We start from the raw sequence: 21313 nt of genomic DNA, 5'->3' as shown, positions 1-21313 counted from the left end.
GGATTTAGTTGTAAAATCGATACACTAAATTGGAATTCATGCTTTTAGTGTAGCGAAAGAAAGATCGCAATGCAAGCGTTTTTGTCAAGAGAGAAGGCCAAAATGGGTATGATTTTGGCTAAATTGAAAGAAAAATCATCCATTTTCATTATTAGACAAAAACGTGTTACAATATAGGCAAAGATAAGATCTTTGAATATTTAAAGGAGGTATAGTGTATGAAAGTCAATATTGTTGGAAAAAACATTACCGTCACTGAAGCGATCTCGGACAAGATCAAGAAAAAGCTAGGGGGATTGAACAAATACTTCATCATTGACGAGAACGACACGGCAAATGTATTGATTCGTACATATCCGACAAAACAAAAAATCGAGATCACGATCCCAACAAAATTCGCGATCCTGCGTACAGAAGTTAGCGACGACGATCTTTATCGGGCGATCGATCGTTCGATCGATAAGCTCGAAGATCAAATCCGCCGACAGAAAACACGGATCACAAAGAAAAAGACGCATCCGCTCAGCGACGCGTTCTTGGATCTAGAACTTTTGGACGAGGCGGAAGTCAGCGATGACGAGATCGTCCGCACCAAATCGATCGTTCCAGGCTTGATGTCTTTGGATGAAGCGATCACTAAAATGGAGCTTTTGGGACACGATTTCTTCATTTACACCGATGATGAGACAAATAAAATCGCCGTTGTCTACAAACGCAACGATGGCGGATATGGCTTGATCGAAACGGAGTAAGTCAAACAGAGGAGCGCTGCTCCTCTTTTTTGAGCCTTGTTTTAAAAAAAAGAATTTTAGTTTCTATCTTTTGGATTTTGTGGTATAGTCATAAAGGCAATTCATGGAGAGTTGCTTATTCCAGTGAAGAAAATAAGCAAGCATAAATAAGGAAAGGTGCAAAGGGTTTTCATAGCGAAAGTCGTTTGATTCTATCGCGTTTATGTTATAATCATTTCATTAAGGGAGGTCTGTCACATGGGATTTATGGATAAAGTTAAAGACTTCGTAGCTCCGATCGAAGAGGATGACAATCCTGGATATGAGAGCCAAACAGTAACAAGACAAGACGTTGAGGTGGAACCGCAGAGTCAATATGAACGACCAAAGAACCGTTCCAACGCTTCAACTTTAAGCGCAAATACGAAAATGGTCCTTTTCGAACCAAGAAGTTTCGGAGAAGCTGAAGAAGTAGGTCAGCGGCTCAAAGAAGGACGCGCTGTCGTTGTCAATCTGCACAAATTGGATCGTGAATACGCACAAAGAACGATCGATTTCTTGACAGGCGTCGTTTTCGCTTTGGATGGAAAGATCCAAAAGATCGGTCAAAATGTTATTTTGTGCTCGCCGCTTCAAATCGGCGTTTCAGGATCGATCTCGCTAGGCGCGCCTGACGATATGGACGATGTCGACTAAGATTCGTCTATGTATTTGAATGTAAAAGGTCACAACGAATTTCTTCAGCAAGCAAAGCATTGGATCAAAGAGGCAATGCAAAGAAGATGCGTAGTGACCTCTTTTTTATCGATCCCGCAACAAAATATCCTTCTTTCTCTTATCCCGAAAGATCTGATCGTGAAGTGGGATGGTGGCTATGAACAAGCGGAAAGAAAGCGGGCGATTCTTTCTCTTTATGAGGAAGAAGACACAAACAACGTCTGCGCTCTCGCCTCTAAATATGATCACCGTTTTCAAAGTATCGAGCACAAAGATCTTCTTGGCGCTCTGATGGCATTGGGAATTGAAAGGGAAGTCGTTGGCGATCTATTGATCGAAGACGATCGAATCATCGTTTTTACGACCTACGAAATGGCAAGCTTTATTCAAAGCGAGCTAACATGCGCCAAAAGGACCTCGCTTTCTTTTCAGCCAAAAGAAGTAAAGATACAAACGCAAATTCGAAGAAAAGAAATGACGATCATCGCGCCTTCCTTGAGACTCGATAGCGTCGTTAGTCAATTGGCGCATTGTTCTCGCTCCAAAGCGAAAGAAATGCTCAAAGCGCAGTATGTGAAGGTCAACGATATTGTTCTTGATGAAAACACACAATTATGCGATAATGACTTTGTTTCTATCCGCAAAGTGGGTCGATTTCAATACAAAGGGATTGATGCGAAAACAAAAAAAGACCGACTCGTTTTGCGATTTGAACAATATATATAAGCAATGAAGAAGACGCGTCGAATCAAGAGAAACGAATAGAGAGCAGCTCGTTTGGTGGAAGAGCTGTACGCGGAATTGATTGGGTATCCCTTCTTGGCTGGTGGATCGAAAGCAGTAGATCAACCCGGTTTAGGCCGTTATCCTGTCAAGAGCCCGCTTTTGCGGGAAGTAAGGTGGTACCGCGTTCATAACGTCCTTTCGAGGACGTTTTTTTATTTGGAGGGAAAATATGGACTATAAGGAAACGTTACACATGCCAAAGACCGCATTTGAAATGCGCGGGAATTTGACCAAAAAAGAGCCTAAATACCAAAAACGTTGGGAAGAGGAGAGGCTTTATGACAAAATGCTTGTCAAAAGAGAAGGCGCTGAATCTTTCGTTTTACACGATGGGCCTCCATACGCCAATGGAGACATCCATTTAGGTCACGCGCTCAATAAGATCTTAAAAGATGTCATCAACCGTTCGAAGTTCATGGAAGGATACAAAGTTCCCTATATTCCAGGATGGGACACACATGGTCTTCCAATCGAGACAGCCGTTACTAAACTTGGCTTTGACCGCAAAAAGATGAATATCGCCGACTTCCGCAAGATCTGCTACGATTATGCGCTCGAACAAGTTGAAAAACAAAAAGCCGGCTTCTTGTCTTTAGGAAGCGTCGGCGATTATGACCATCCATACATCACATTGACGAAAGATTTTGAAGCCCGTCAAATCGAGATCTTCGGTAAGATGGCGATGGACGGCTTGATCTATAAAGGACTTAAACCCGTTTATTGGTCTCCTTCTAGCGAATCCGCCTTGGCAGAAGCCGAAGTCGAATACAAGGACATCAAGTCGCCAACGATCTATGTAAAATTCCAAGTGAAAGATGGCAAAGGGATCCTGGATCAAGATACTTATTTTGTCATTTGGACAACGACGCCATGGACGATTCCAGGCAATAAAGGGATCGCGCTCCATCCAAATATGGAATACGCCCTCATAAATACAAACAAAGGAAAGCTTGTCGTATTGAATGAGCTCATTGAAGAACTCATGCCAAAATTCAACATCGACGAATACTCCATCGAAAAAACATTTAAAGGAAAAGAGCTTGAAAGCATCACGACGATCCATCCGCTCTATGATGATCGGGAAAGCCTAGTCGTTCTTGCCGACTACGTTACAGCTGACGCGGGAACAGGTTGTGTCCATACGGCTCCAGCTTTTGGTGTCGATGACTTCAACACAGGCATGCGATACGGTTTAGATATGGATGTCAATGTCGATGAGCAAGGAAAATTGATGGCTTCCACAGGAAAAGAACTAGAAGGTCAATATGTAGAAGACGCCAATAAAACTGTGACCCAAATGCTTGATGCGAATGGTTCGCTTTTAAATCTGACATTTATCACGCACTCGTATCCGCACGACTGGCGGACAAAAAAACCGATCATCTTCCGCGCGACCACGCAATGGTTCGCTTCGATCGACAAGATCCGCGACCAGCTTTTAGATCAGATCCATTCGATTTCGTGGGTGCCTAGTTGGGGAGAGGGAAGAATGCATAATATGATCGCCGATCGAGGAGACTGGTGTATTTCTCGACAAAGAGCATGGGGCGTTCCGATCCCGATCTTCTATGGAGAAGATGACACACCGATCATGGACGAAGAAGTATTCAAACATGTCGCCGCCTTGTTCGCGGAACACGGAAGCAATATCTGGTTTGAAAAAGAAGCGAAAGAACTTCTTCCAGAAGGCTATACGAACGAACATTCGCCAAATGGCATCTTCCGCAAAGAAGTCGATACGATGGATGTTTGGTTCGATTCTGGCTCCTCGCATACCGGTGCGATGAAAGAAAGAGACTTAGGCTATCCTGCCGACCTCTATTTTGAAGGATCGGATCAATATCGCGGCTGGTTCAACTCTTCCTTGATCATCGGTACGGCCGTGTATGGCGAAGCTCCATATAAACAAGTGCTCTCCCATGGCTTTGTCATGGATGAAAAAGGCGTGAAGATGTCTAAATCGCAATGGAATTCGGTAGCTCCTTCTGAAATCACGAAGAAGTATGGAGCCGATATCCTGCGATTATGGGCCACTTCAGTCGACTATCAAGCCGACTGTTCGATGGGACAGAACATTTTGAAACAGGTTGCAGAAAACTACCGCAAAGTACGAAATACATTCCGGTTCTTGATGGCGAATCTCGACAATAATACGTTCACCAAAGAAAATCTAGTTCCTGTCAATGAATTGTCGAAGCTCAATCAATATATTTTAGTAAAATTGAACGAAGTCATCCGTGCTTCCATCAAGGCGTATAATGAGTATCGTTTCGCCGATGTCGTCAGCATGCTCACCAATTTCATGACCAATGAATTGAGCGCTTATTATTTAGATTACACCAAAGATATCTTATATATCGAAAATGTTGACGATCCTGAGCGCCGACAAGTGCAGACTGTTCTATACTTGTGTTTGGACGCTTTGACTCGACTGTGGGCTCCAATCCTCGTACATACGTGTGAAGAAATCAACGACTTCATGCATTTTGACGAAGAATCGATCCATTTGGCCGCGTTCAAAGAAATCGAGCTTGATATCGATGAAAGAAGCCTCCTTGATAAGATGCAGCGCATCTTGCTGATTCGAAAAGATGTTTTAAAAGCGCTAGAAATCGCGAGAAACGCAGGCGAGATCAAAAAATCGCTCGAAGCGCATCTTGTGATGTCGATGGACGAAGAAGATCAAAAGATCTTCGACGAGCTTGTTCAAAATCCAGCGCAATGGCTGATCGTTTCAAAAGTGGATTTTGTCAAGGCGGATCTTTCAGCCTATGAGAACTGTCAGATCGAAGTGAAAAAAGCGGAAGGACACGTTTGTCCTCGCTGCTGGAACTATACGACAAGCGAGCACGAAGATGGTTTGTGCGATCGCTGCGCGCGTATTTTAGAAAAAGAATAGAAAGGTTAGGGGAAGGGAATGAGTGGTTTTTTTGGAGTAGCTTCCAAAGAGAGCTGTGTTTTAGATTTATTTTTCGGGATCGATTATCATTCGCATCTAGGAACACGTAGAGCTGGAATGGCAGTATATGGACAAAATGGATTCACGAGAGCGATCCATAATATCGAAAATTCGCCATTCCGGACGAAGTTCGATAAAGATCTAGATTCTTTTGAAGGAAATCTAGGAATCGGCTGTATTTCGGATTTTGAATCACAGCCGCTCATCCTTCACTCTCATTTAGGCTCTTTCGCCTTATGTACCGTGGGAAGGATCAACAATCTTGATGGCTTGAAAGCGCATTGTTTTGAAAAGGGCATGACCCACTTTCAAGAAATGAGTATAGGGGGGATCAATCCGACCGAGCTGATCGGCGCACTGATCAACCAAAAAAATTCGATCCTAGAAGGGTTGGAGTTAGTTCAAGATATTGTTGAGGGCAGCATGAGCATTTTATTGCTGAATAAAGATGGGATCTATGCGATGCGCGATCGGGAAGGTAGGACCCCGATCATCTTGGCCAAAAAAGAAGAGGGCTTTTGCGCCACCTTCGAGAGCAGCGCCTTTTTGAATCTAGGCTATACACACTCTAAAGATATGGGGCCAGGCGAGATCGATCTGATCACACCAAATGAAGTAAAAGTCTTGAAACAGCCTAACGAGCATATGAAGATCTGTTCTTTCTTATGGGTCTATTATGGCTATCCAACTTCGACGTATGAAGGGATCAATGTCGAAAAGATGCGCAATCGTTGCGGAGAGCTTTTAGCGAAACGGGATGATGTGAAAGTCGATAATGTAGCGGGCGTGCCAGACTCTGGGATCGCGCATGCGGTTGGTTATTCCAATACGACGGGTATCCCATTCTCGCGACCTTTTATTAAATATACGCCGACTTGGCCAAGATCGTTCATGCCGACCAATCAAGCGCAACGCAATCGGATCGCGAAAATGAAGCTGATCCCGGTTGCGGAATTGATCAAAGACAAAAAGCTCCTTTTGATCGACGATTCGATCGTTCGCGGGACGCAATTAGGGGAAACGACTTCCTTCTTATACGATTCGGGCGCAAAAGAAGTGCACGTTCGTCCAGCGTGTCCGCCAATCATGTTCGGATGCAAATATTTGAATTTCTCGCGCTCGAATTCTGAAATGGAATTGATCACGAGAAAAGTGATCAAGGAAATCGAAGGCGATGAAGTCTCTTTTGAAACGCTAAAGAAATACGCTGATCCAGATTCCGAACAATACGCGCTGATGTGTGAAAAGATTCGCGAAAAGCTGGGATTTACTTCGCTTCGCTATCATCGTCTCGACGATATGATCGAATCGATCGGTTTAGATCAATGCAAATTGTGCACGTATTGCTGGAATGGCGAAGAATAAGCATGGATACAAGCAAACTACACAATAAAGTCGTTTCGTATATAAAAAATGAAATCGTTCAAGGAAGATTGTTACCTGGAAGTAAGCTTCCTACTGAACGCGAGCTTGCTAGTTCGTTGTCGATGAGCCGCAACTCGATCCGAGAAGGTCTTCGCGTCCTTGAAAATATTGGGATCATTACGCCTGTTCAAGGTTCCGGTAATTATATTTCTTTGAATTTTGATGAGACGATGTCTGAAATGCTTTCTTTTATGTATTTTCTAAAAGGGATCGATGAAGAACAAGTCATCGAGTTTCGATGGATGATCGAAGAAGAAGCGCTCAAGCTTTCGCTCCACCGTATGAAAGAAGAGGATATCAAAGCGCTCAAAACGAATCTCTCGGCTTTGATCGCTTCAAAAAACGAAGAAGAAAAGATCCAATACGACCAGATGCTGCATTCGACGATCGTCAACGCGTGCGGAAACGATTTTTTGATCGCCAACTATAACGCGTTCACGAGCTTCATGGATTCTCATATCAAATCGATGCGTCAAAGGATCGTAAGAGGCATGGAGAGCTCACATCTTTTGGAGGAGGCCCATCGAAAAATGGTCGAAGGCTTGATCCAAAGCGATCTTGATTTAAGTCTGCAAGGCTTGCATGACCATTTTGGATACATCGAACAATATAAAAAATAGTCAAGAAACCGCTTACACTTTTACGGTTAAACCCCTTGCTTTTGAAAGAAGCAAGGGGTATTTTATAGTTGTAAATTGGTAGGACCAATAAATAGAATACAAACGAGCCTTCGAGGCTCTTTATTTAGAACTTCAATGTAAGCGCTACCATAGCATAATATGAAAGGAGTAGACATGAATATTCTAGTTTGTATCAAACAAGTTCCTGAAAGCAATAAGGTGGAAGTGGATCCAGTTACTGGTGTAATCAAGCGTGACGGCGCCGCTTCAAAGATGAATCCGTACGATCTTTATGCTTTAGAGACGGCATTCCGTATCCAAGAGAAAATGGGAGGGGTCGTCGATGTGATCTCGATGGGGCCTCCACAAGCGCAAGAAGTGATCCGTGAAGCCTTCGCGATGGGAGCTGATCATGGAATCCTCGTTTCTGATCGTTCCTTTGGCGGAGCGGATGTGTTGGCGACAAGCTATACATTATCGCAAGGAATCAAGTCGAGCGGAAATTATGATTTGATCTTATGCGGTAAGCAGACCATTGATGGCGATACGGCCCAAGTTGGAGCCGAAATCGCAGAATGGCTGCAGATCCCAAGTGTGAATAATGTATTAGAGATCAAAGAAGTCCATGATGATTCGATCACGATCTCGATGGATCTACCACAAGAAGTTGAAGTGGCCAAGATTTCGCTTCCATGTCTTCTGTCGGTCGATCAAGATATCTTTATGCCTCGTCTGCCTTCGTATGTGAAAAAGAAAGCGACGAAAGATCGTGAAATCAAAGTATTGAGTTTAAAAGATATGGAAGATACAGACGCGTCCCACTATGGATTGAACGGATCTCCGACCCAAGTTCAAAGGATCTTCCCACCAACTTCTTCAAAAGAAAAAGAAATGTGGGATGGAAGTTCAGCTGTTTTAGCGGATCAATTGTTCCATAAAATCGAAGAATTAAAATTTGTCTAGAAAGGAGTTCGTTATGGCAAAACTAGTCCTTCATCCAGAAAATATAGATGACCCTCAAGTGTTGATCGATCTTTGTCCTTTCAAAGCTATGGAAATGACAGCAGATGGATTGAATATCAACGCTGGCTGCAAAATGTGCAAGTTGTGCGTTCGCAAAGGACCGAAAGGCGCTGTCGAATTCGTGGAAGATCAAGTGCAGCCACAAATCGATAAAAGTGTCTGGAACGGGATCTGTGTATATGTCGATCAAGTCGATGGCGCGATCCATCCTGTTACCTTCGAATTGCTTGGAAAAGCCAAAGATATGGCTCACGTGATCGATCAGCCAGTACAAGCCTTGCTGATCGGATCGAATGTATCGGATCTAGCCCATGAGCTCCTCCATTATGGTGCGGACGAAGTGTATGTTTATGATGATGAACGATTGGATCGTTTTAAGATCGATGCGTACACGAATGTGTTCGAAGACTTTATTCAAAAACATAAACCATCTTCGATCTTAGTGGGTGCGACAACGATCGGACGACAATTAGCGCCAAGAGTCGCCGCTCGAATGAAGACAGGTCTTACAGCGGATTGCACGATTCTCGAAATGGAAGACAATAGCGATCTTAACCAGATCCGTCCTGCTTTTGGCGGTAATATCATGGCGCACATCAAAACGCCAAATCATCGTCCGCAAATGGCGACCGTTCGTTATAAGATCATGAACGCCCCAGAAAGAAAAGACGAAGAGGAAGGGATCATCATTGATTGCGCATCCACCAATTCGATGGTCGACAGCCAGATCGAGGTCCTCGATATTTTGAAAAAAGAAGCGGAAGAATCGATCGAAAGCGCGGATGTCCTTGTGGTAGCAGGACGTGGCGTAAAAAATGAAAGCGATCTAGAAATGCTTCAAAAACTCGCCGACCTTCTGCATGGAAAACTTGCCTGCACTCGTCCTCTTGTAGAGAATGGCTTTATGAGCGCCAAACAACAAATTGGTCTTTCTGGAAGAACCGTCCGTCCTAAATTGATCATCACCTGCGGCGTATCGGGCGCGATCCAATTCACGGCAGGAATGGACCATTCGGATCAAATCGTAGCGATCGATATGGATCCTGACGCGCCGATCTTTAAAAACGCGAATTATGGATTGGTCGGCGATCTGTACGAGATCGTCCCATCTTTGATCGAGAAAATAGAAGCAAAGAAAGGAGTACAAAATGCCTAACTGGACATATCATACGATCGATGAAAACGATGTTTTAAATTTAAGAGCGTTGATTGGAGAAGAGCAGCGGATGCTTTGGAAAGAGCAGATTTCTGAAGATTACAGTCACGATGAACTTGGCGGGACATCTTCTTGGCCAGAACTTGTCATTAAGCCAGTTTCTGCGAATGAAGTTTCGGCCGTCATGAAATATGCCTACGAGCATTCGATCCCTGTCACGGCTAGAGGTTCTGGGACAGGTTTAGTTGGATCATGTGTGCCGATGGAGCATGGAATCATTCTCGACCTTTCTTTGATGAACAACATATTGGAGCTTGATGAAGAGAATTTGACGTTGACAGTCGAGCCGGGTGTTTTGTTGATGGATCTTACGGCTTTCGTAGAAGATCATGACTTGTTCTATCCACCAGATCCCGGTGAAAAATCGGCGACGATCGGTGGCAACATTTCCACCAACGCAGGTGGAATGCGGGCTGTTAAATATGGAGTTACGCGCGATTTCGTTCGTGGGCTCGAAGTCGTCCTTCCGAATGGGGATATCGTAGAGTTTGGCGGCAAAGTCGTGAAAAACTCTTCTGGATACGATTTGAAAGATCTGATCATCGGTTCAGAAGGTACGCTAGGAATCGTCACGAAGGCGATCTTGAAGCTATTACCGCTCCCTAAGAAAACGATTTCTTTGTTGATTCCGTTCCCTTCGCTTGAAAAGGCGATCCAGACCGTACCAAAGATCATAAAATCGAAGGCGATCCCGACCGCGATCGAATTTATGCAAAAAGAAGTCATCGAGGACGCGGAAGAGTATCTTGGCAAAGCGTTCCCGGACCATCAAAGCGAAGCGTATTTGTTGTTGAAATTTGATGGCAATTCGCAAGATGAGATCGAGCGGGCGTATGCAAAAGTCGCGGATCTTTGCTTGGAAGAGGGTGCTTTGGATGTCTTGATCTCGGATACCGCCGAGCGCGACGAGTCGATCTGGAAGGCTAGAGGCGCGTTTTTGGAAGCGATCAAAGGATCGACTACATATATGGACGAGGTCGATATGGTCGTGCCTAGAAGCTATGTCAATGACATGGTCGAATACCTGCATTCGATCCAGCGCGAAGTTGGATTAAGGATCAAAAGTTTTGGACATGCGGGGGACGGAAATTTGCATGCCTATATGCTGAAAGATAACTTGAGCGACGAAGAATGGGAAAAGCGTTTGAACAAAGCGATGGATCTTATTTATGCCAAAGCAAGAGAGCTCAATGGGCAAGTGTCTGGCGAGCATGGTATCGGATATGCAAAGAAGATGTATCTCAAAGAAAGTTTGGCGAAAGACAATATTGATTTGATGAATGGGATCAAGCAAGTATTTGATGCAAAAAATATTTTAAACCCTCATAAAATTGCTCAATTATAAATAAAAAAAACCGGTAAAAAACCGGCTTTTTTTGAGCATATCAATTGAAAAAAACAAAAAACGGTTTTCATTTGTGAAAAGTATGGTATAATCCTTATGATGTAAACGGTTACAATTACATAAAGGGAGGAAAACATGGAAACTAAATATGTTTACTTGTTCAACGAGGGTGATGCCAACATGCGCAATCTCCTCGGGGGAAAAGGAGCCAACTTGGCAGAAATGTCAAAATTAGGAATGCCCGTTCCAAACGGATTCACGATCACGACAGAAGCCTGCAATAAGTACTATGATGATGGGGAAGTCATCAGTGACGAGATCCAAGCCCAAATCATGGAATATCTTGAAAAACTCGAAGAAGAGACTGGGAAGAAATTCGGGGATCAAGAAAATCCGCTTTTAGTATCGGTTCGTTCTGGCGCGCGTGCGAGCATGCCAGGAATGATGGATACGATCTTGAATCTAGGGATCAACGATGTCGTGGCCAACACGATCGCCGAAAAATCGGGTAATGAGCGTTTCGCGTATGATTCGTATCGTCGTTTTATCCAAATGTTCGCGGATGTCGTAAAAGGCCTTTCGAAAAAACGGTTTGAAGAGATCATCGACGAAGTCAAAGCGGAAAGAGGCATCAAGGACGATTTGGAATTGACAGCCGACGATATGAAAACGCTCGTTGAGAAATTCAAAGAGTTTTATCGTTCTGAATTAGGAGAAGATTTCCCAACGGATCCAAAAACGCAGATGATGGAAGCGATCGAAGCGGTATTCCGTTCTTGGAACAATGAGCGCGCGATCTACTATCGCCGCATGAACGATATTCCTTCAAACTGGGGGACAGCGGTCAACGTACAAATGATGGTCTTTGGAAATATGGGCGAAGACTGTGGTACAGGTGTCGCGTTCACGAGAAACCCTGCAACGGGGGAAAATAAATTGTATGGTGAATTCTTGATGAATGCGCAAGGCGAAGATGTCGTTGCGGGTGTTCGTACTCCAAAGAAGATCGATCAGCTTAAGGAAGTTTCTCCGACTGCCTACGATCAATTTGTTGAAATTTGCTCGAAATTAGAAAATCATTATAAAAATATGCAGGATATGGAGTTTACGATCGAAAACGGTAAGCTCTTCATGCTGCAGACTCGAAATGGAAAAAGAACCGCGCAGGCGGCTTTGAAGATCGCTTGCGATATGGTGGATGAAGGTTTGATCAGCACAGATGAAGCTTTGATGATGGTCGAACCACAACAGCTTGATTCTTTGTTGCATCCTACATTTGCTAAAGAAGCTTTAGAAGCTGCCGAAGTGATCACAAGTGCACTTCCAGCATCGCCTGGTGCAGGTTGCGGTCAAATCGTATTCACAGCCGAGGAAGCGAAAGAAGAAGCGGATAAAGGCAAAAAAGTCATTCTCGTTCGTTTAGAAACTTCTCCAGAAGATATCGAAGGTATGGCGGTTTCGCAAGGAATCTTGACAGTGCGTGGCGGTATGACGAGCCATGCGGCTGTCGTTGCTCGTGGAATGGGCGCTTGCTGCGTATCGGGCGCTGGCGATATTGAAATGAACGAAGAAGAAGGATCCTTCAAAGTGAACGGAAAAACGTTCAAACGTGGCGACTGGATCTCGATCGATGGTTCGACCGGAAATGTATATGGCGAAGCGATCGAAACGGTTCCGGCTGAAATTTCTGGTGATTTTGAACGTTTCATGGAATGGGCTGACAAACGTCGTCGTTTAAAAGTGAGAACGAACGCGGATACGCCAAAAGACGCGAAACAGGCGGTCGATTTTGGTGCGGAAGGCATTGGTCTTGTTCGTACAGAACATATGTTCTTCGAAGGCGATAAGATCAAAGCGATCCGTGAAATGATCGTCGCGAAAAACGATGATCAAATGCAAGCGGCTCTCGACAAGCTCGAACCGATGCAGCAAAAAGATTTCGAAGGTATTTATGAAGCGATGGAGGGAAGACCAGTCACGATCCGTTACTTGGATCCACCTCTTCACGAATTCGTGCCAACAAATCCGGAAGACATTAAAGAACTTGCCAATGAAATGAATATTTCGGAAGCAGAGCTCAATCAAGTGATCTCGAACTTGCACGAAGTCAATCCTATGATGGGTCATCGTGGATCCCGTTTGGATGTTTCCAATCCTGGTATCGCGAAAATGCAAACAGCGGCTGTGATCAAAGCGGCTCTGAATGTGAATAAAAAACATCCAGAATGGAACATCGAACCTGAGATCATGCTTCCTCTCATTGGCGATCTCGCGGAATTGAAATATGTGAAAAAGCTCGTTACCGAGACAGCGGACGCGATCTTGAAAGAAGCAGGATCGGATATGAAATACCACGTTGGTACGATGATCGAAGTTCCTCGCGCGGCTCTTCTTGCTGACGAGATCGCGGAAGAAGCGGAATTCTTCTCCTTTGGAACGAACGACTTGACGCAGCTCACATTTGGATTCTCGCGCGATGACGCTGGTAAATTCTTGCCTCAATATTATGCGGCTAAGATTTACGAAAACGATCCATTCGCTCGTCTTGACCAAAACGGTGTTGGCAAGCTGATCGAAATGGCAGCGAATCTTGGTCGTAAGACACGTCCAGACATGAAGCTTGGTGTTTGCGGTGAACATGGCGGCGACCCAGCTTCGATCGAATTTGTCGATAAAGTCGGCTTGAACTATGTTTCTTGCTCGCCATTCCGGGTACCGATCGCTCGTTTGGCTGCAGCGCAAGCAACGATCAAAAACGAAAAAGCATAAAATCAAAAGCTCCCTGATGGGAGCTTTTATCTTGTTAAGAACGAAATGTATTCTTCTTGTAATTTGATTTGTCTTGACTCAATGCCATTTTTTTTATAAAAGGAGATCATGAAACGATATGTTAATTCTATATTTTCTTGCTTCTTGTTTTTTTGATCCAAAATCAGCAATCGTTGAGAATCTTCAAAAAAGGCATTTTCATTGTTTTCAATCGCATATTTTATAATGTTCAAAAGAAGTTGATCACTTTGATCCTTTACATAGGGTTTGATCTTTTTAATCGTATTATTCGCCTCTTCTAAATCATCTAACATATAAAAACAATATGGCGCGAACACAAAATTTGACAAACCATAAGAAAAAGTATTTCTTTCCTTCTTCATCCATTCTAAAGCTTTTTTATATTCTTTCAGAACACATAGTACCAAAATAGCATTTTGAACAACGCAAAATCTTAAATAAGGATCATCTACATATTCCATATTGTAAAGTAAGGTTTCAAATCGACGATAAGCACTTGAATAAGCTCTTAAATAAGTAATACTTACCGCTTCTAGATTATCAAGATAAAGAGCCCGAATATAATTATGTGAGTTATAAAATTTGTTCCGCACTTGACTACATTTTGTATAAACCTCGAAAGTAGAACCCGAGCGAATTTCATCCATTATTTGATAATACTCAATCAGTGCTTCCAAATCATTCATTTCTTTCTCATCTACATAATTTAGTGCTTGTTCAAAGAAGGTTTCCTTATTCTTAAATGTTGTATTCCGCCGTCCTTCCATTCCACGAATCATATATAATAGAGCTTTTTCATCATTTGATAAGCAGCTTTCACTCGAAACTAAAAGCTCAAATACGTCTTCTTGACTTTTATGATCTAACACAGATCGAATAAAATACTCAATAAGTAGACCAATTAAAAAGCCAGATGTATTTTCCCAGCTTCTATCCATACTTTCGAATTGTTCTCGAACTTTTTCTTGTTTTTTACGATTAAATCTTAAAAATGCTTCAAAAATCTGAATTAGAATCTCTCTCATTTCAACTAAGTATTTCAAATCTTCAGCAAATTCAATATTGTAGCGAGTCAAAAAACGATGAAAGATCTCAATTTTCATAATTCGGAGTCCATTCTCCATTTCGCTCAAATTTCCTTTTGAGATGGATAAGTCTTTGGAGACATTATCTAATGAGTACCCCAATTCTTTTCGCTTAATTTTTTCATAAAATCCAAAAAGGAAAGGAGAAGCCGACTTATATGGTTCTCGAATTTTAATATGTTTTAAATTTTTTTCCATAATCATATAATAGAATCATAACCTGGGAAAAGAAAGGAGATCTTAGTGAAGTCATTAAAAAGAACAGTTTTAACTGTTTCAATCCTATTCTATATGTTTGGTGGTGTTCAAGTCGAGCAAAAGCTTTGTGTTCAACATAATATTAAGGATTATTGTTGGATTACTCAACTTGCTCCACTTCATGGTTTAGAATTAGGTCAATAACTTATCTCAATGATATCAAGAGCTCTTAAATTTAGTTTATAATACTTAATATTTAAAAGTATGTCTGACGATTATAGAAAATGGAGGAGTAAAATGAAAATTAATAAACTATTGGCTTCTATACTTGTTTTTTTACTATCATTATTTAGCTTTTCTCCTATATTTGCTGAATCAAAACAAGATATAACATTTGAATCTAAAATGATCGATGCTTATACTGAACAAATCAAAGCATATGGTTATGGTGAAGAACATATCATCACGATTAATCATACAACCCATATTCTTACTATTGATGGTGAAGAAATAATCCCTACAATTATTGATTATCCTCAACCTCAAGCTACATTAGATTCAAATTCTGCAATCAACTTATCTTATGAAATACCATGGAGAGGCGCAGTAGCAATGGCAGGCGCCATTGTAGCAACTATTCCAGGTATAGGTTGGACGATTGCTGGTAGTATTGCGGCTGCAATTGCAACAGAAGGAAATCCTCTGTTTATAACAATGACCCAATATAAAAGCATAGAAAATTACTATTCTTCTTACACAGGATCCTATTATAAAAAGGCAATTAATATGAATATTCGAGCTTATAGTCCACGGAATGTGCTCATCTACGGACCAGTAAATGGAGCATGGTTTGATCCAGTTCGGCCTTCATAATTATAAGCGAAAAGATTTATAAACTTGAAAAATTATTATGCAGGTCAGCTTATTATGTTGACCTGCATTTTAGAAAGGAAAAATACGGATGAATCAATCTTGGTTTCATCTCTTGATGATTAGTAAAGATCCTCAAAAAAACTATGAACGGACGATCAAATCGATCGTTCCTTATATCCTCGTGTGCTTGCTTCTATTTGTTTTTGTTGGCTATCAAAAAAACTGGAATACAGCTTTTCTTGTCTTGCTCATTCTTGGCCTGATCGGAGCGTTCGAATTCGTTTGCGCGAAAACAATGTTGAATGTGACAAATCAAAATATAATTCAAAAAGCGTATCTCTCTGGGAGGCTTGTTTCATGGATCGTGGTAGGATTGATCAGTCTTTATTGGATCTATCTTTTCGGCTTTTTGAAAGCATTGCCTTTGATTTTGATCGTAGGGATTGGAAAGATGATTTCCTTAAAAAAGTGATTTTTTTGTTTGGTTATTTTTGATGCAACGTCCAGATCAATGCGTCGACCATTCGCCCTACAGGATCGGTAAAATGGTTTCCATTGTTCCAAACCATCGTTGTCTTGATCCCTTTCTTTTTATAATCCTCTTCCAAGCTTTCCATGATCTTGCCAGTCGTCTGTAAATATGGATTTCGTTCCTGAATTTCCTTTCTTCCTAAAGAAAAATAGACAGATTTTGGCTTTTTGATCATAGTTTCGGTGGTGGCAAAGCTCTCAAAACCAGGATACCAAACAGAACCTGACACGCAACATACGTTTGTAAACAAGCTAGAACGATACGGACAATACATTGCGAACAATCCACCCATCGAATACCCCGCGATGATCCAAGGACCCGCTTCTACAGGAAGCAAGGAATCGACCCAATCTTTGATCTTAGTTTCGATTGTTTTCAAAAATTGATTGGCTTTTCCCGCAAAATCATCGTTCGGATAAATTATAGACTTGCTTGGCCAAGGAGAAAGATCTTGATCCCAATTGAAATGAGAAAGCGAGACAAGGTGAAAGGAAGGACATTGTTGTTTGCGGGCTCGAGAAAGAACGGACTCATGTTCATCGATTCCCATGATCAAAACCACGGTTGGCGCATTTTTTTGAGAAGATTCGATCAAATCGACTTGAATTTGATCGATCGTATTGGAATACGTATTCATAGCTTCATTCTAGAACATTAAAAATTGAAAATCACCTCGAACGATTCTAATATAGAAGCGTATGGAGGAAAGAGCATGCAAAAGAAATTATATATCGTTCGTCATGGACAAACTTTATTCAATAAAAAGAATCGGATCCAAGGCTGGTGCGATTCGCCCCTCACAAAACTCGGTCATCGCCAAGCCAAAGCCACAAAGAGTATTTTGAAAAAAGAGGCGTCGTATTCGATAAAGCGTGCTGCTCAACGCTGCATCGAACCGAAGAAACACTCAAAGATATTACCGATCTCGATTATTCAAGATACGATGCGCTCAAAGAATTCAACTATGGCCTTCTAGAAGGCGAGAGCACCGATCTAGCTTGTCAAAAAAAAGACGATCTCAATACCTATTACGTTCAATTCGGAGGAGAGACGCCAAAACAAGTGGAAGACCGCGTCGAAAAAGCGATTAGAACGATCATGGAAGAAGATGACGCCAAGTCGATCTTGATCGTGATGCATGGATCCAACTCTTTTCGCTTCGCCAACCGAGTCGAGCCATCCAAAGCGAGAAAAATGCGAAAATTCAACAACTGCATCATCTACGAATACGAATATGAAGACGGACATTTCAATCTCAAACAAGTGATCGATGAACACGTCAAAGATCTCAAAGAGGAAGAGGATGCGTAAAAAATTGTTTCTTGTCCGACATGGACAAACGCTGTTCAATCAAAAACATAAGATCCAAGGCTGGTGCGATTCGCCTCTCACTCCCAAAGGAGTCGCGGAATCAAAAGCGGTCGGGCAGTATTTTAGAAACCGGCAGATCACATTTGACAAAGCGTGCTGTTCGACACTTTTAAGAACCGAGGAGACCTTAAAGCACATTAGCGACCTTCCTTATACAAGATATGAAGGATTGAAAGAATTTGGCTTCGGACGCTTAGAAGGAGCGAGCACTGATTTGATCTTATCGTTTGGACACGATCTTTTGAACACGTCGTATACGCAATTTGGTGGCGAAGACCCTCAAAAAGTTCAAGATCGTATGGAAAAGACGCTCAACGACATCGTTCATGAAGACGATGCCAAAACGATCTTGATCGTCGCCCATGGCGCCAATCTTATGAATTTACTAGAAAGGATCGATCCCGACCATGCTAAAGATGCGATCCGATTCATAAACTGCGTGATCTACGAAGTTGATTATGATGGAAAAAACTTTACGATCGTCGATTCGATCGTTTCTCATCTCGCTCAAATTAAAGAATAAGATATTTTTATATTTATTATTTCCCCTAAATGAAGAGGTGATAAAGGATGGAAACGGTAGATTTTGATGGATTCCTTTTTGAAAAAAATAAACTGAAAGAGTTTGGTTTCAAAAGATCTCCTCTAACCTATACGCAAAAGATCCAAAACGATGAGCTGCTCCTTACGATCGTGATCAAAGACCAAAAGCTACAGATCAAAGTGGAAGATGAGAAGAGTCTTGAACTGTATACTTTATATCAAACGTCCGCTAAAGGACCCTATATAGATTGTGTTCGAAACTCGATCCGAGACCTTCTAGAAAAGATACGCCAATCTTGCACGATTCCTGCTTATTTTGAAAAAAAAGCAGCCACGCATGGTTCTTGATTATATCAAAGCCAAATACGATGTCGAACCTGAATTCTTATGGGAAAAATTTCCAGACTATTGCATTTTCCGGCATCGAAATAACGAAAAATGGTTTGGATTGCTCATGGAAATCCTAGCATCCAAGCTCAAGATCCAAAGCAAAGAACCGATCCAGGTGATCGATCTGCACATTCCGAAAGAGGGAGCCGATGATTTGCTTCAAGAAAAAGGGATCTATCCTGGATGGCATATGAATAAAAAAACGTGGATCTCGCTTGTATTAGATGGAACCCTAACCGATGAAACGATTCAAAAATTGATCGAAGAAAGCTATCAAGCCACGCTGTCTTAAAAGAAAACCATGACATTCGTCATGGCTTTTTTAGTCGATCGTATCAAATAAGGTGGAAGGCACTTTGGCAGAATGCCAGCTTTTCGAAATCACACAAGAATCCGGATCTTGATACGCTTGCTCGAAATATTCGAAAAACTCGCCAGGTGAAACGATTCCTTTTGAAACCGGGATATGGAGTCCGATCTCATTGAGCATCGCGCTCGAATAATTTGAGCAATTGTTTCCAAGCAAAGAATACCAGGCCCATTGGCCTTTCGTATACATCCGAAAGATCGCGCACGTCCGATCCCATAAGCGGCTGGCATAATCTTTTTCAAAATCGGCAAGGGAAGCGTGACCTGTTTTGAAATACGCTTCCTGCATCGGACAATGCCAACGGATCGTTTGCGATAAGATCGAATCTTTCATCGCTTCGAACTTTTGTTTTTGTTCATCCGTGAGCTTGATCCCATACGCGAAGAGAGGACAATGCTCGACGATACAGCAATTGTTCGCATAGATCTGATCGTTGACAGAAAAGAAGATGCCAGGACCCATCGTTTTGAACCACTTCATTTTAGCGAGATCGTAATCACCGTACGAATACATGATCGAATCACGAGAAAAAGTCATATGACCGTAGAGTGTTGTACCATATTCACCAGTATGGATCCAAACGATCAAATCAGGCTTGTCTTCGCTTTTTTTCGCATCAAAATGTGTATTTTCATCGTGCATTTTTTTCTCAACTAAATGTCCCATCACAAAACTTGGAAATACGCTCACGAACCATGCCGGAAGCATGATCCAATCACGAAATGAATAGTAGCGCGCATTATAAGGGGAGGAAAAAAAATAAAGTTCCAATCCCATTTGACACGCTTGAATAAAGAAATACAAAGCGAGCATATGGGAGATCGTCGCCAAACGATAGGAACTAAAAACCACAAAGCAGGTATAGAAAAAGGCCAATAAAAGCTCCGCCTTCCAATCTGAAGAATGATCTTTTAGATCCAGGATCGTTTGAATATAAAAGACGGCTGCGATGATGGCGTAATATACGATGAACAATGTCCTCAATATATCAGCGTCTCTTTTCCACCATAAAAGCGCCCAGCCAAAATAAAGAAGACATACGATCGAAGCGACTAGATCGAGACTTCTTTTTTTACGAAACGCGTCGAAAAAGAAGAGAAGTCCTGAAGCGAGCCCGATCAAAGCAGTCATTCGAATGAGGACCATAGCCGTGTTGTAAGGATAAAACAAACATGCCAAGCTCAAAAACAAGAAGAGGAGAATCGAGAAAATCTCGGCTTTTCGAATCGTCGTCATACTTATTCTTCCACTTCTTCGAACCGGTATGTTTGTTTGACCTCCGGATATTTTTGATGATCGACTTCGCTTAGAAACATAGAAAGAGGGCGAGCCCATAATTTCTGCTCCCCATAAAGAGGACGATATAAAACGAGATCTTCGAGTGTTTCTGAATCTTTAGCGATCCCTTCTACGAAATACTCTTTCCCTTTAAAGTGACGATATGCGTGATGGATCTTGATTGTACGCATTCAATTCACACTCCTTTTTTTTTATTATAGTCTCTACATTGATAAAGTAGGCATGATATAATCAAAAAAAGGAGAATCCATATGAGTATAGTTGTCAATATTTATTATTCTGGACAAGGCGGGGCCGCTAGGGCATTTGCCGAAGAAATGGTAGCGACGAAGCTTGTCGATGAAATCCGCAAAGAAGAGGGGTGTTTGCGGTATGAATATTTCTTTCCTATGGATGATCGCGAAACGGTCTTGCTCATTGATGAATGGAGAGATCAAGACGCGATCAATCTGCACCATAAAACAGAATTGATGTCAAAGATCAGCGAGCTGAGAAAAAAGTACGATCTAACGATGAAAGTCGAGCGCTTCCAGCCGATCGAAGTTCCGTACGCGGATCAAGCTTATATCATTCACAATCATAAAATCAAATAGAAAATGGGGGGAAATATGTACGATTATAAAGTGATTACATTAAAAAATTCTTATTTTGAAGAGGGAATCGATTCGATCAAGGTCGAGCAAGCGATCAATAAATATGCTCGCTTAGGCTGGCGCATCAAGATGATCGAACAGATCCCGATCTCAAATAAAGAAAGCAGCGAAACGATGATCTTATTCGAGCGTGAAATCTGATCAACGAAAAAAACAGGAAAACTGATATGTGATCAGCCCCCTGTCAAGTAGACACGGGAAATAATTTACTGGAGATCCGCCTCTTTAATAGCACTTGCTATTAAAGAGGCCTTTTTTTCATCTATACCTTCCCAGTATTTTTTGATTCGTTTATTCTCTTTGATTGGATACAGTACCGGTTCATCGGTTGCTTTTGCAGCTTCTCTTACTTCAGATGCAGTAAGACCGTGAAAACGTTCCTGCGGA

Annotated in this window: 24 protein-coding genes, 1 pseudogene and 1 other annotated feature; of the genes and pseudogenes, 20 read left to right on the top strand and 5 right to left on the bottom strand. The window is 42.0% G+C overall.

The genetic code is table 11. The annotated features are described in order from the left end of the window. Nucleotides 1–218 precede the first annotated feature (218 nt). The 10 genes from hpf (at nt 219) to ppdK (ending at nt 13591) form a co-directional block, all read left to right on the top strand. Nucleotides 219–752 carry a ribosome hibernation-promoting factor, HPF/YfiA family gene (gene hpf, locus BO225_RS06375; protein WP_076341422.1) on the top strand — a complete coding sequence of 178 codons (534 nt, stop codon included), beginning with the start codon at nt 219–221 and terminating at the stop codon, nt 750–752. Nucleotides 753–989: 237 nt separating this feature from the next. After that, nucleotides 990–1427, top strand: coding sequence for a cell division protein SepF (locus BO225_RS06370; protein ID WP_076341421.1), 438 nt, complete (start codon nt 990–992; stop codon nt 1425–1427). Between the two features lie 75 nt (nt 1428–1502). Continuing rightward, a complete protein-coding gene (locus BO225_RS06365; protein ID WP_158023801.1) occupies nt 1503–2174 on the top strand; it encodes a YlmH/Sll1252 family protein in 672 nt (223 codons plus the stop codon). Further along, nucleotides 2169–2375 (top strand) — a binding site (T-box leader). It overlaps the preceding gene by 6 nt. Nucleotides 2376–2403: 28 nt before the next feature. Continuing rightward, nucleotides 2404–5133: an isoleucine--tRNA ligase gene (ileS, locus tag BO225_RS06355; protein ID WP_076341418.1), complete on the top strand. Its 2730-nt coding sequence runs from the start codon at nt 2404–2406 to the stop codon at nt 5131–5133. 18 nt (nt 5134–5151) lie between these two features. Further along, nucleotides 5152–6558: an amidophosphoribosyltransferase gene (locus BO225_RS06350; RefSeq protein WP_076341417.1), complete on the top strand. Its 1407-nt coding sequence runs from the start codon at nt 5152–5154 to the stop codon at nt 6556–6558. Between the two features lie 2 nt (nt 6559–6560). Beyond that, nucleotides 6561–7238: a FadR/GntR family transcriptional regulator gene (locus tag BO225_RS06345; protein ID WP_076341416.1), complete on the top strand. Its 678-nt coding sequence runs from the start codon at nt 6561–6563 to the stop codon at nt 7236–7238. A gap of 174 nt (nt 7239–7412) precedes the next feature. Beyond that, nucleotides 7413–8201, top strand: coding sequence for an electron transfer flavoprotein subunit beta/FixA family protein (locus tag BO225_RS06340; RefSeq protein ID WP_076341415.1), 789 nt, complete (start codon nt 7413–7415; stop codon nt 8199–8201). A gap of 13 nt (nt 8202–8214) precedes the next feature. Next, on the top strand, nt 8215–9417 hold the full coding sequence (locus tag BO225_RS06335) for an electron transfer flavoprotein subunit alpha/FixB family protein (protein ID WP_076341414.1): 1203 nt from the start codon (nt 8215–8217) through the stop codon (nt 9415–9417). After that, nucleotides 9410–10822, top strand: coding sequence for an FAD-binding oxidoreductase (locus BO225_RS06330; RefSeq protein ID WP_076341413.1), 1413 nt, complete (start codon nt 9410–9412; stop codon nt 10820–10822). Before BO225_RS06335 ends, BO225_RS06330 begins: the two co-directional genes overlap by 8 nt. A 135-nt stretch (nt 10823–10957) precedes the next feature. Continuing rightward, nucleotides 10958–13591, top strand: a complete 2634-nt coding sequence (ppdK, locus tag BO225_RS06325) for a pyruvate, phosphate dikinase (RefSeq protein WP_076341412.1) — start codon at nt 10958–10960, stop codon at nt 13589–13591. 26 nt (nt 13592–13617) lie between these two features. Here the strand turns inward: ppdK and BO225_RS06320 are convergent, their stop codons facing one another. Further along, nucleotides 13618–14901, bottom strand: a complete 1284-nt coding sequence (locus BO225_RS06320; RefSeq protein WP_076341411.1) for a helix-turn-helix domain-containing protein — start codon at nt 14899–14901, stop codon at nt 13618–13620. A gap of 39 nt (nt 14902–14940) precedes the next feature. On the opposite strand from BO225_RS06320, the gene BO225_RS12350 reads away from it, so the two are divergent. The 3 genes from BO225_RS12350 (at nt 14941) to BO225_RS06310 (ending at nt 16240) form a co-directional block, all read left to right on the top strand. Further along, nucleotides 14941–15099 carry a hypothetical protein gene (locus tag BO225_RS12350; protein WP_158023800.1) on the top strand — a complete coding sequence of 53 codons (159 nt, stop codon included), beginning with the start codon at nt 14941–14943 and terminating at the stop codon, nt 15097–15099. A gap of 93 nt (nt 15100–15192) precedes the next feature. Beyond that, nucleotides 15193–15768 (top strand): hypothetical protein, encoded by a 576-nt coding sequence (locus BO225_RS06315; protein WP_076341410.1) that lies wholly within the window; start codon nt 15193–15195, stop codon nt 15766–15768. Between the two features lie 88 nt (nt 15769–15856). Further along, nucleotides 15857–16240, top strand: coding sequence for a hypothetical protein (locus tag BO225_RS06310; RefSeq protein ID WP_076341409.1), 384 nt, complete (start codon nt 15857–15859; stop codon nt 16238–16240). Nucleotides 16241–16253: 13 nt separating this feature from the next. On the opposite strand, the gene BO225_RS06305 is transcribed toward BO225_RS06310, so the two are convergent. Beyond that, entirely contained in the window at nt 16254–16937 is a 684-nt protein-coding gene (locus BO225_RS06305; protein WP_076341408.1) for an alpha/beta hydrolase-fold protein, read from the bottom strand. A 75-nt stretch (nt 16938–17012) separates the two neighbouring features. Between BO225_RS06305 and BO225_RS12855 the strand changes: the two are divergent. The 5 genes and pseudogenes from BO225_RS12855 to BO225_RS06285 form a co-directional block, all read left to right on the top strand. After that, nucleotides 17013–17093 (top strand): annotated as a pseudogene (locus BO225_RS12855) (histidine phosphatase family protein); the annotation flags it as partial. Next, complete coding sequence (locus BO225_RS06300; protein WP_158023799.1) at nt 17084–17611, top strand: histidine phosphatase family protein; 528 nt, start codon at nt 17084–17086, stop codon at nt 17609–17611. The pseudogene BO225_RS12855 and the gene BO225_RS06300, both read left to right, overlap by 10 nt. Beyond that, on the top strand, nt 17604–18194 hold the full coding sequence (locus BO225_RS06295) for a histidine phosphatase family protein (RefSeq protein WP_076341407.1): 591 nt from the start codon (nt 17604–17606) through the stop codon (nt 18192–18194). The genes BO225_RS06300 and BO225_RS06295 overlap by 8 nt, the downstream gene beginning before the upstream one ends. Nucleotides 18195–18241: 47 nt before the next feature. Next, nucleotides 18242–18562, top strand: a complete 321-nt coding sequence (locus BO225_RS06290; protein ID WP_076341406.1) for a hypothetical protein — start codon at nt 18242–18244, stop codon at nt 18560–18562. Further along, a complete protein-coding gene (locus BO225_RS06285) occupies nt 18552–18896 on the top strand; it encodes an MmcQ/YjbR family DNA-binding protein (RefSeq protein ID WP_076341405.1) in 345 nt (114 codons plus the stop codon). The genes BO225_RS06290 and BO225_RS06285 overlap by 11 nt, the downstream gene beginning before the upstream one ends. A 30-nt stretch (nt 18897–18926) precedes the next feature. Here BO225_RS06285 and BO225_RS06280 read toward each other — a convergent pair whose 3' ends face one another. Both BO225_RS06280 and BO225_RS06275 read right to left on the bottom strand, forming a co-directional pair. Continuing rightward, nucleotides 18927–20210 (bottom strand): hypothetical protein, encoded by a 1284-nt coding sequence (locus tag BO225_RS06280; RefSeq protein ID WP_076341404.1) that lies wholly within the window; start codon nt 20208–20210, stop codon nt 18927–18929. Between the two features lie 2 nt (nt 20211–20212). After that, complete coding sequence (locus BO225_RS06275; RefSeq protein ID WP_076341403.1) at nt 20213–20443, bottom strand: DUF1653 domain-containing protein; 231 nt, start codon at nt 20441–20443, stop codon at nt 20213–20215. A gap of 81 nt (nt 20444–20524) precedes the next feature. Between BO225_RS06275 and BO225_RS06270 the strand changes: the two genes are divergently transcribed. Next, entirely contained in the window at nt 20525–20866 is a 342-nt protein-coding gene (locus BO225_RS06270; protein ID WP_076341402.1) for an antibiotic biosynthesis monooxygenase family protein, read from the top strand. Nucleotides 20867–20881: 15 nt separating this feature from the next. Then, nucleotides 20882–21067 (top strand): DUF4177 domain-containing protein, encoded by a 186-nt coding sequence (locus tag BO225_RS06265; protein ID WP_076341401.1) that lies wholly within the window; start codon nt 20882–20884, stop codon nt 21065–21067. Between the two features lie 65 nt (nt 21068–21132). On the opposite strand, the gene BO225_RS12345 is transcribed toward BO225_RS06265, so the two are convergent. Next, nucleotides 21133–21313 (bottom strand): hypothetical protein (locus BO225_RS12345; RefSeq protein ID WP_198936078.1); only part of this gene is annotated, 181 nt, incomplete at its 5' end.

The organism is Dubosiella newyorkensis (genome assembly GCF_001945605.1).
GTDB classification, from domain to species: Bacteria; Bacillota_I; Bacilli_A; order Erysipelotrichales; family Erysipelotrichaceae; genus Dubosiella; species Dubosiella newyorkensis.
This window is presented reverse-complemented; position numbering and strand designations above follow the sequence as displayed.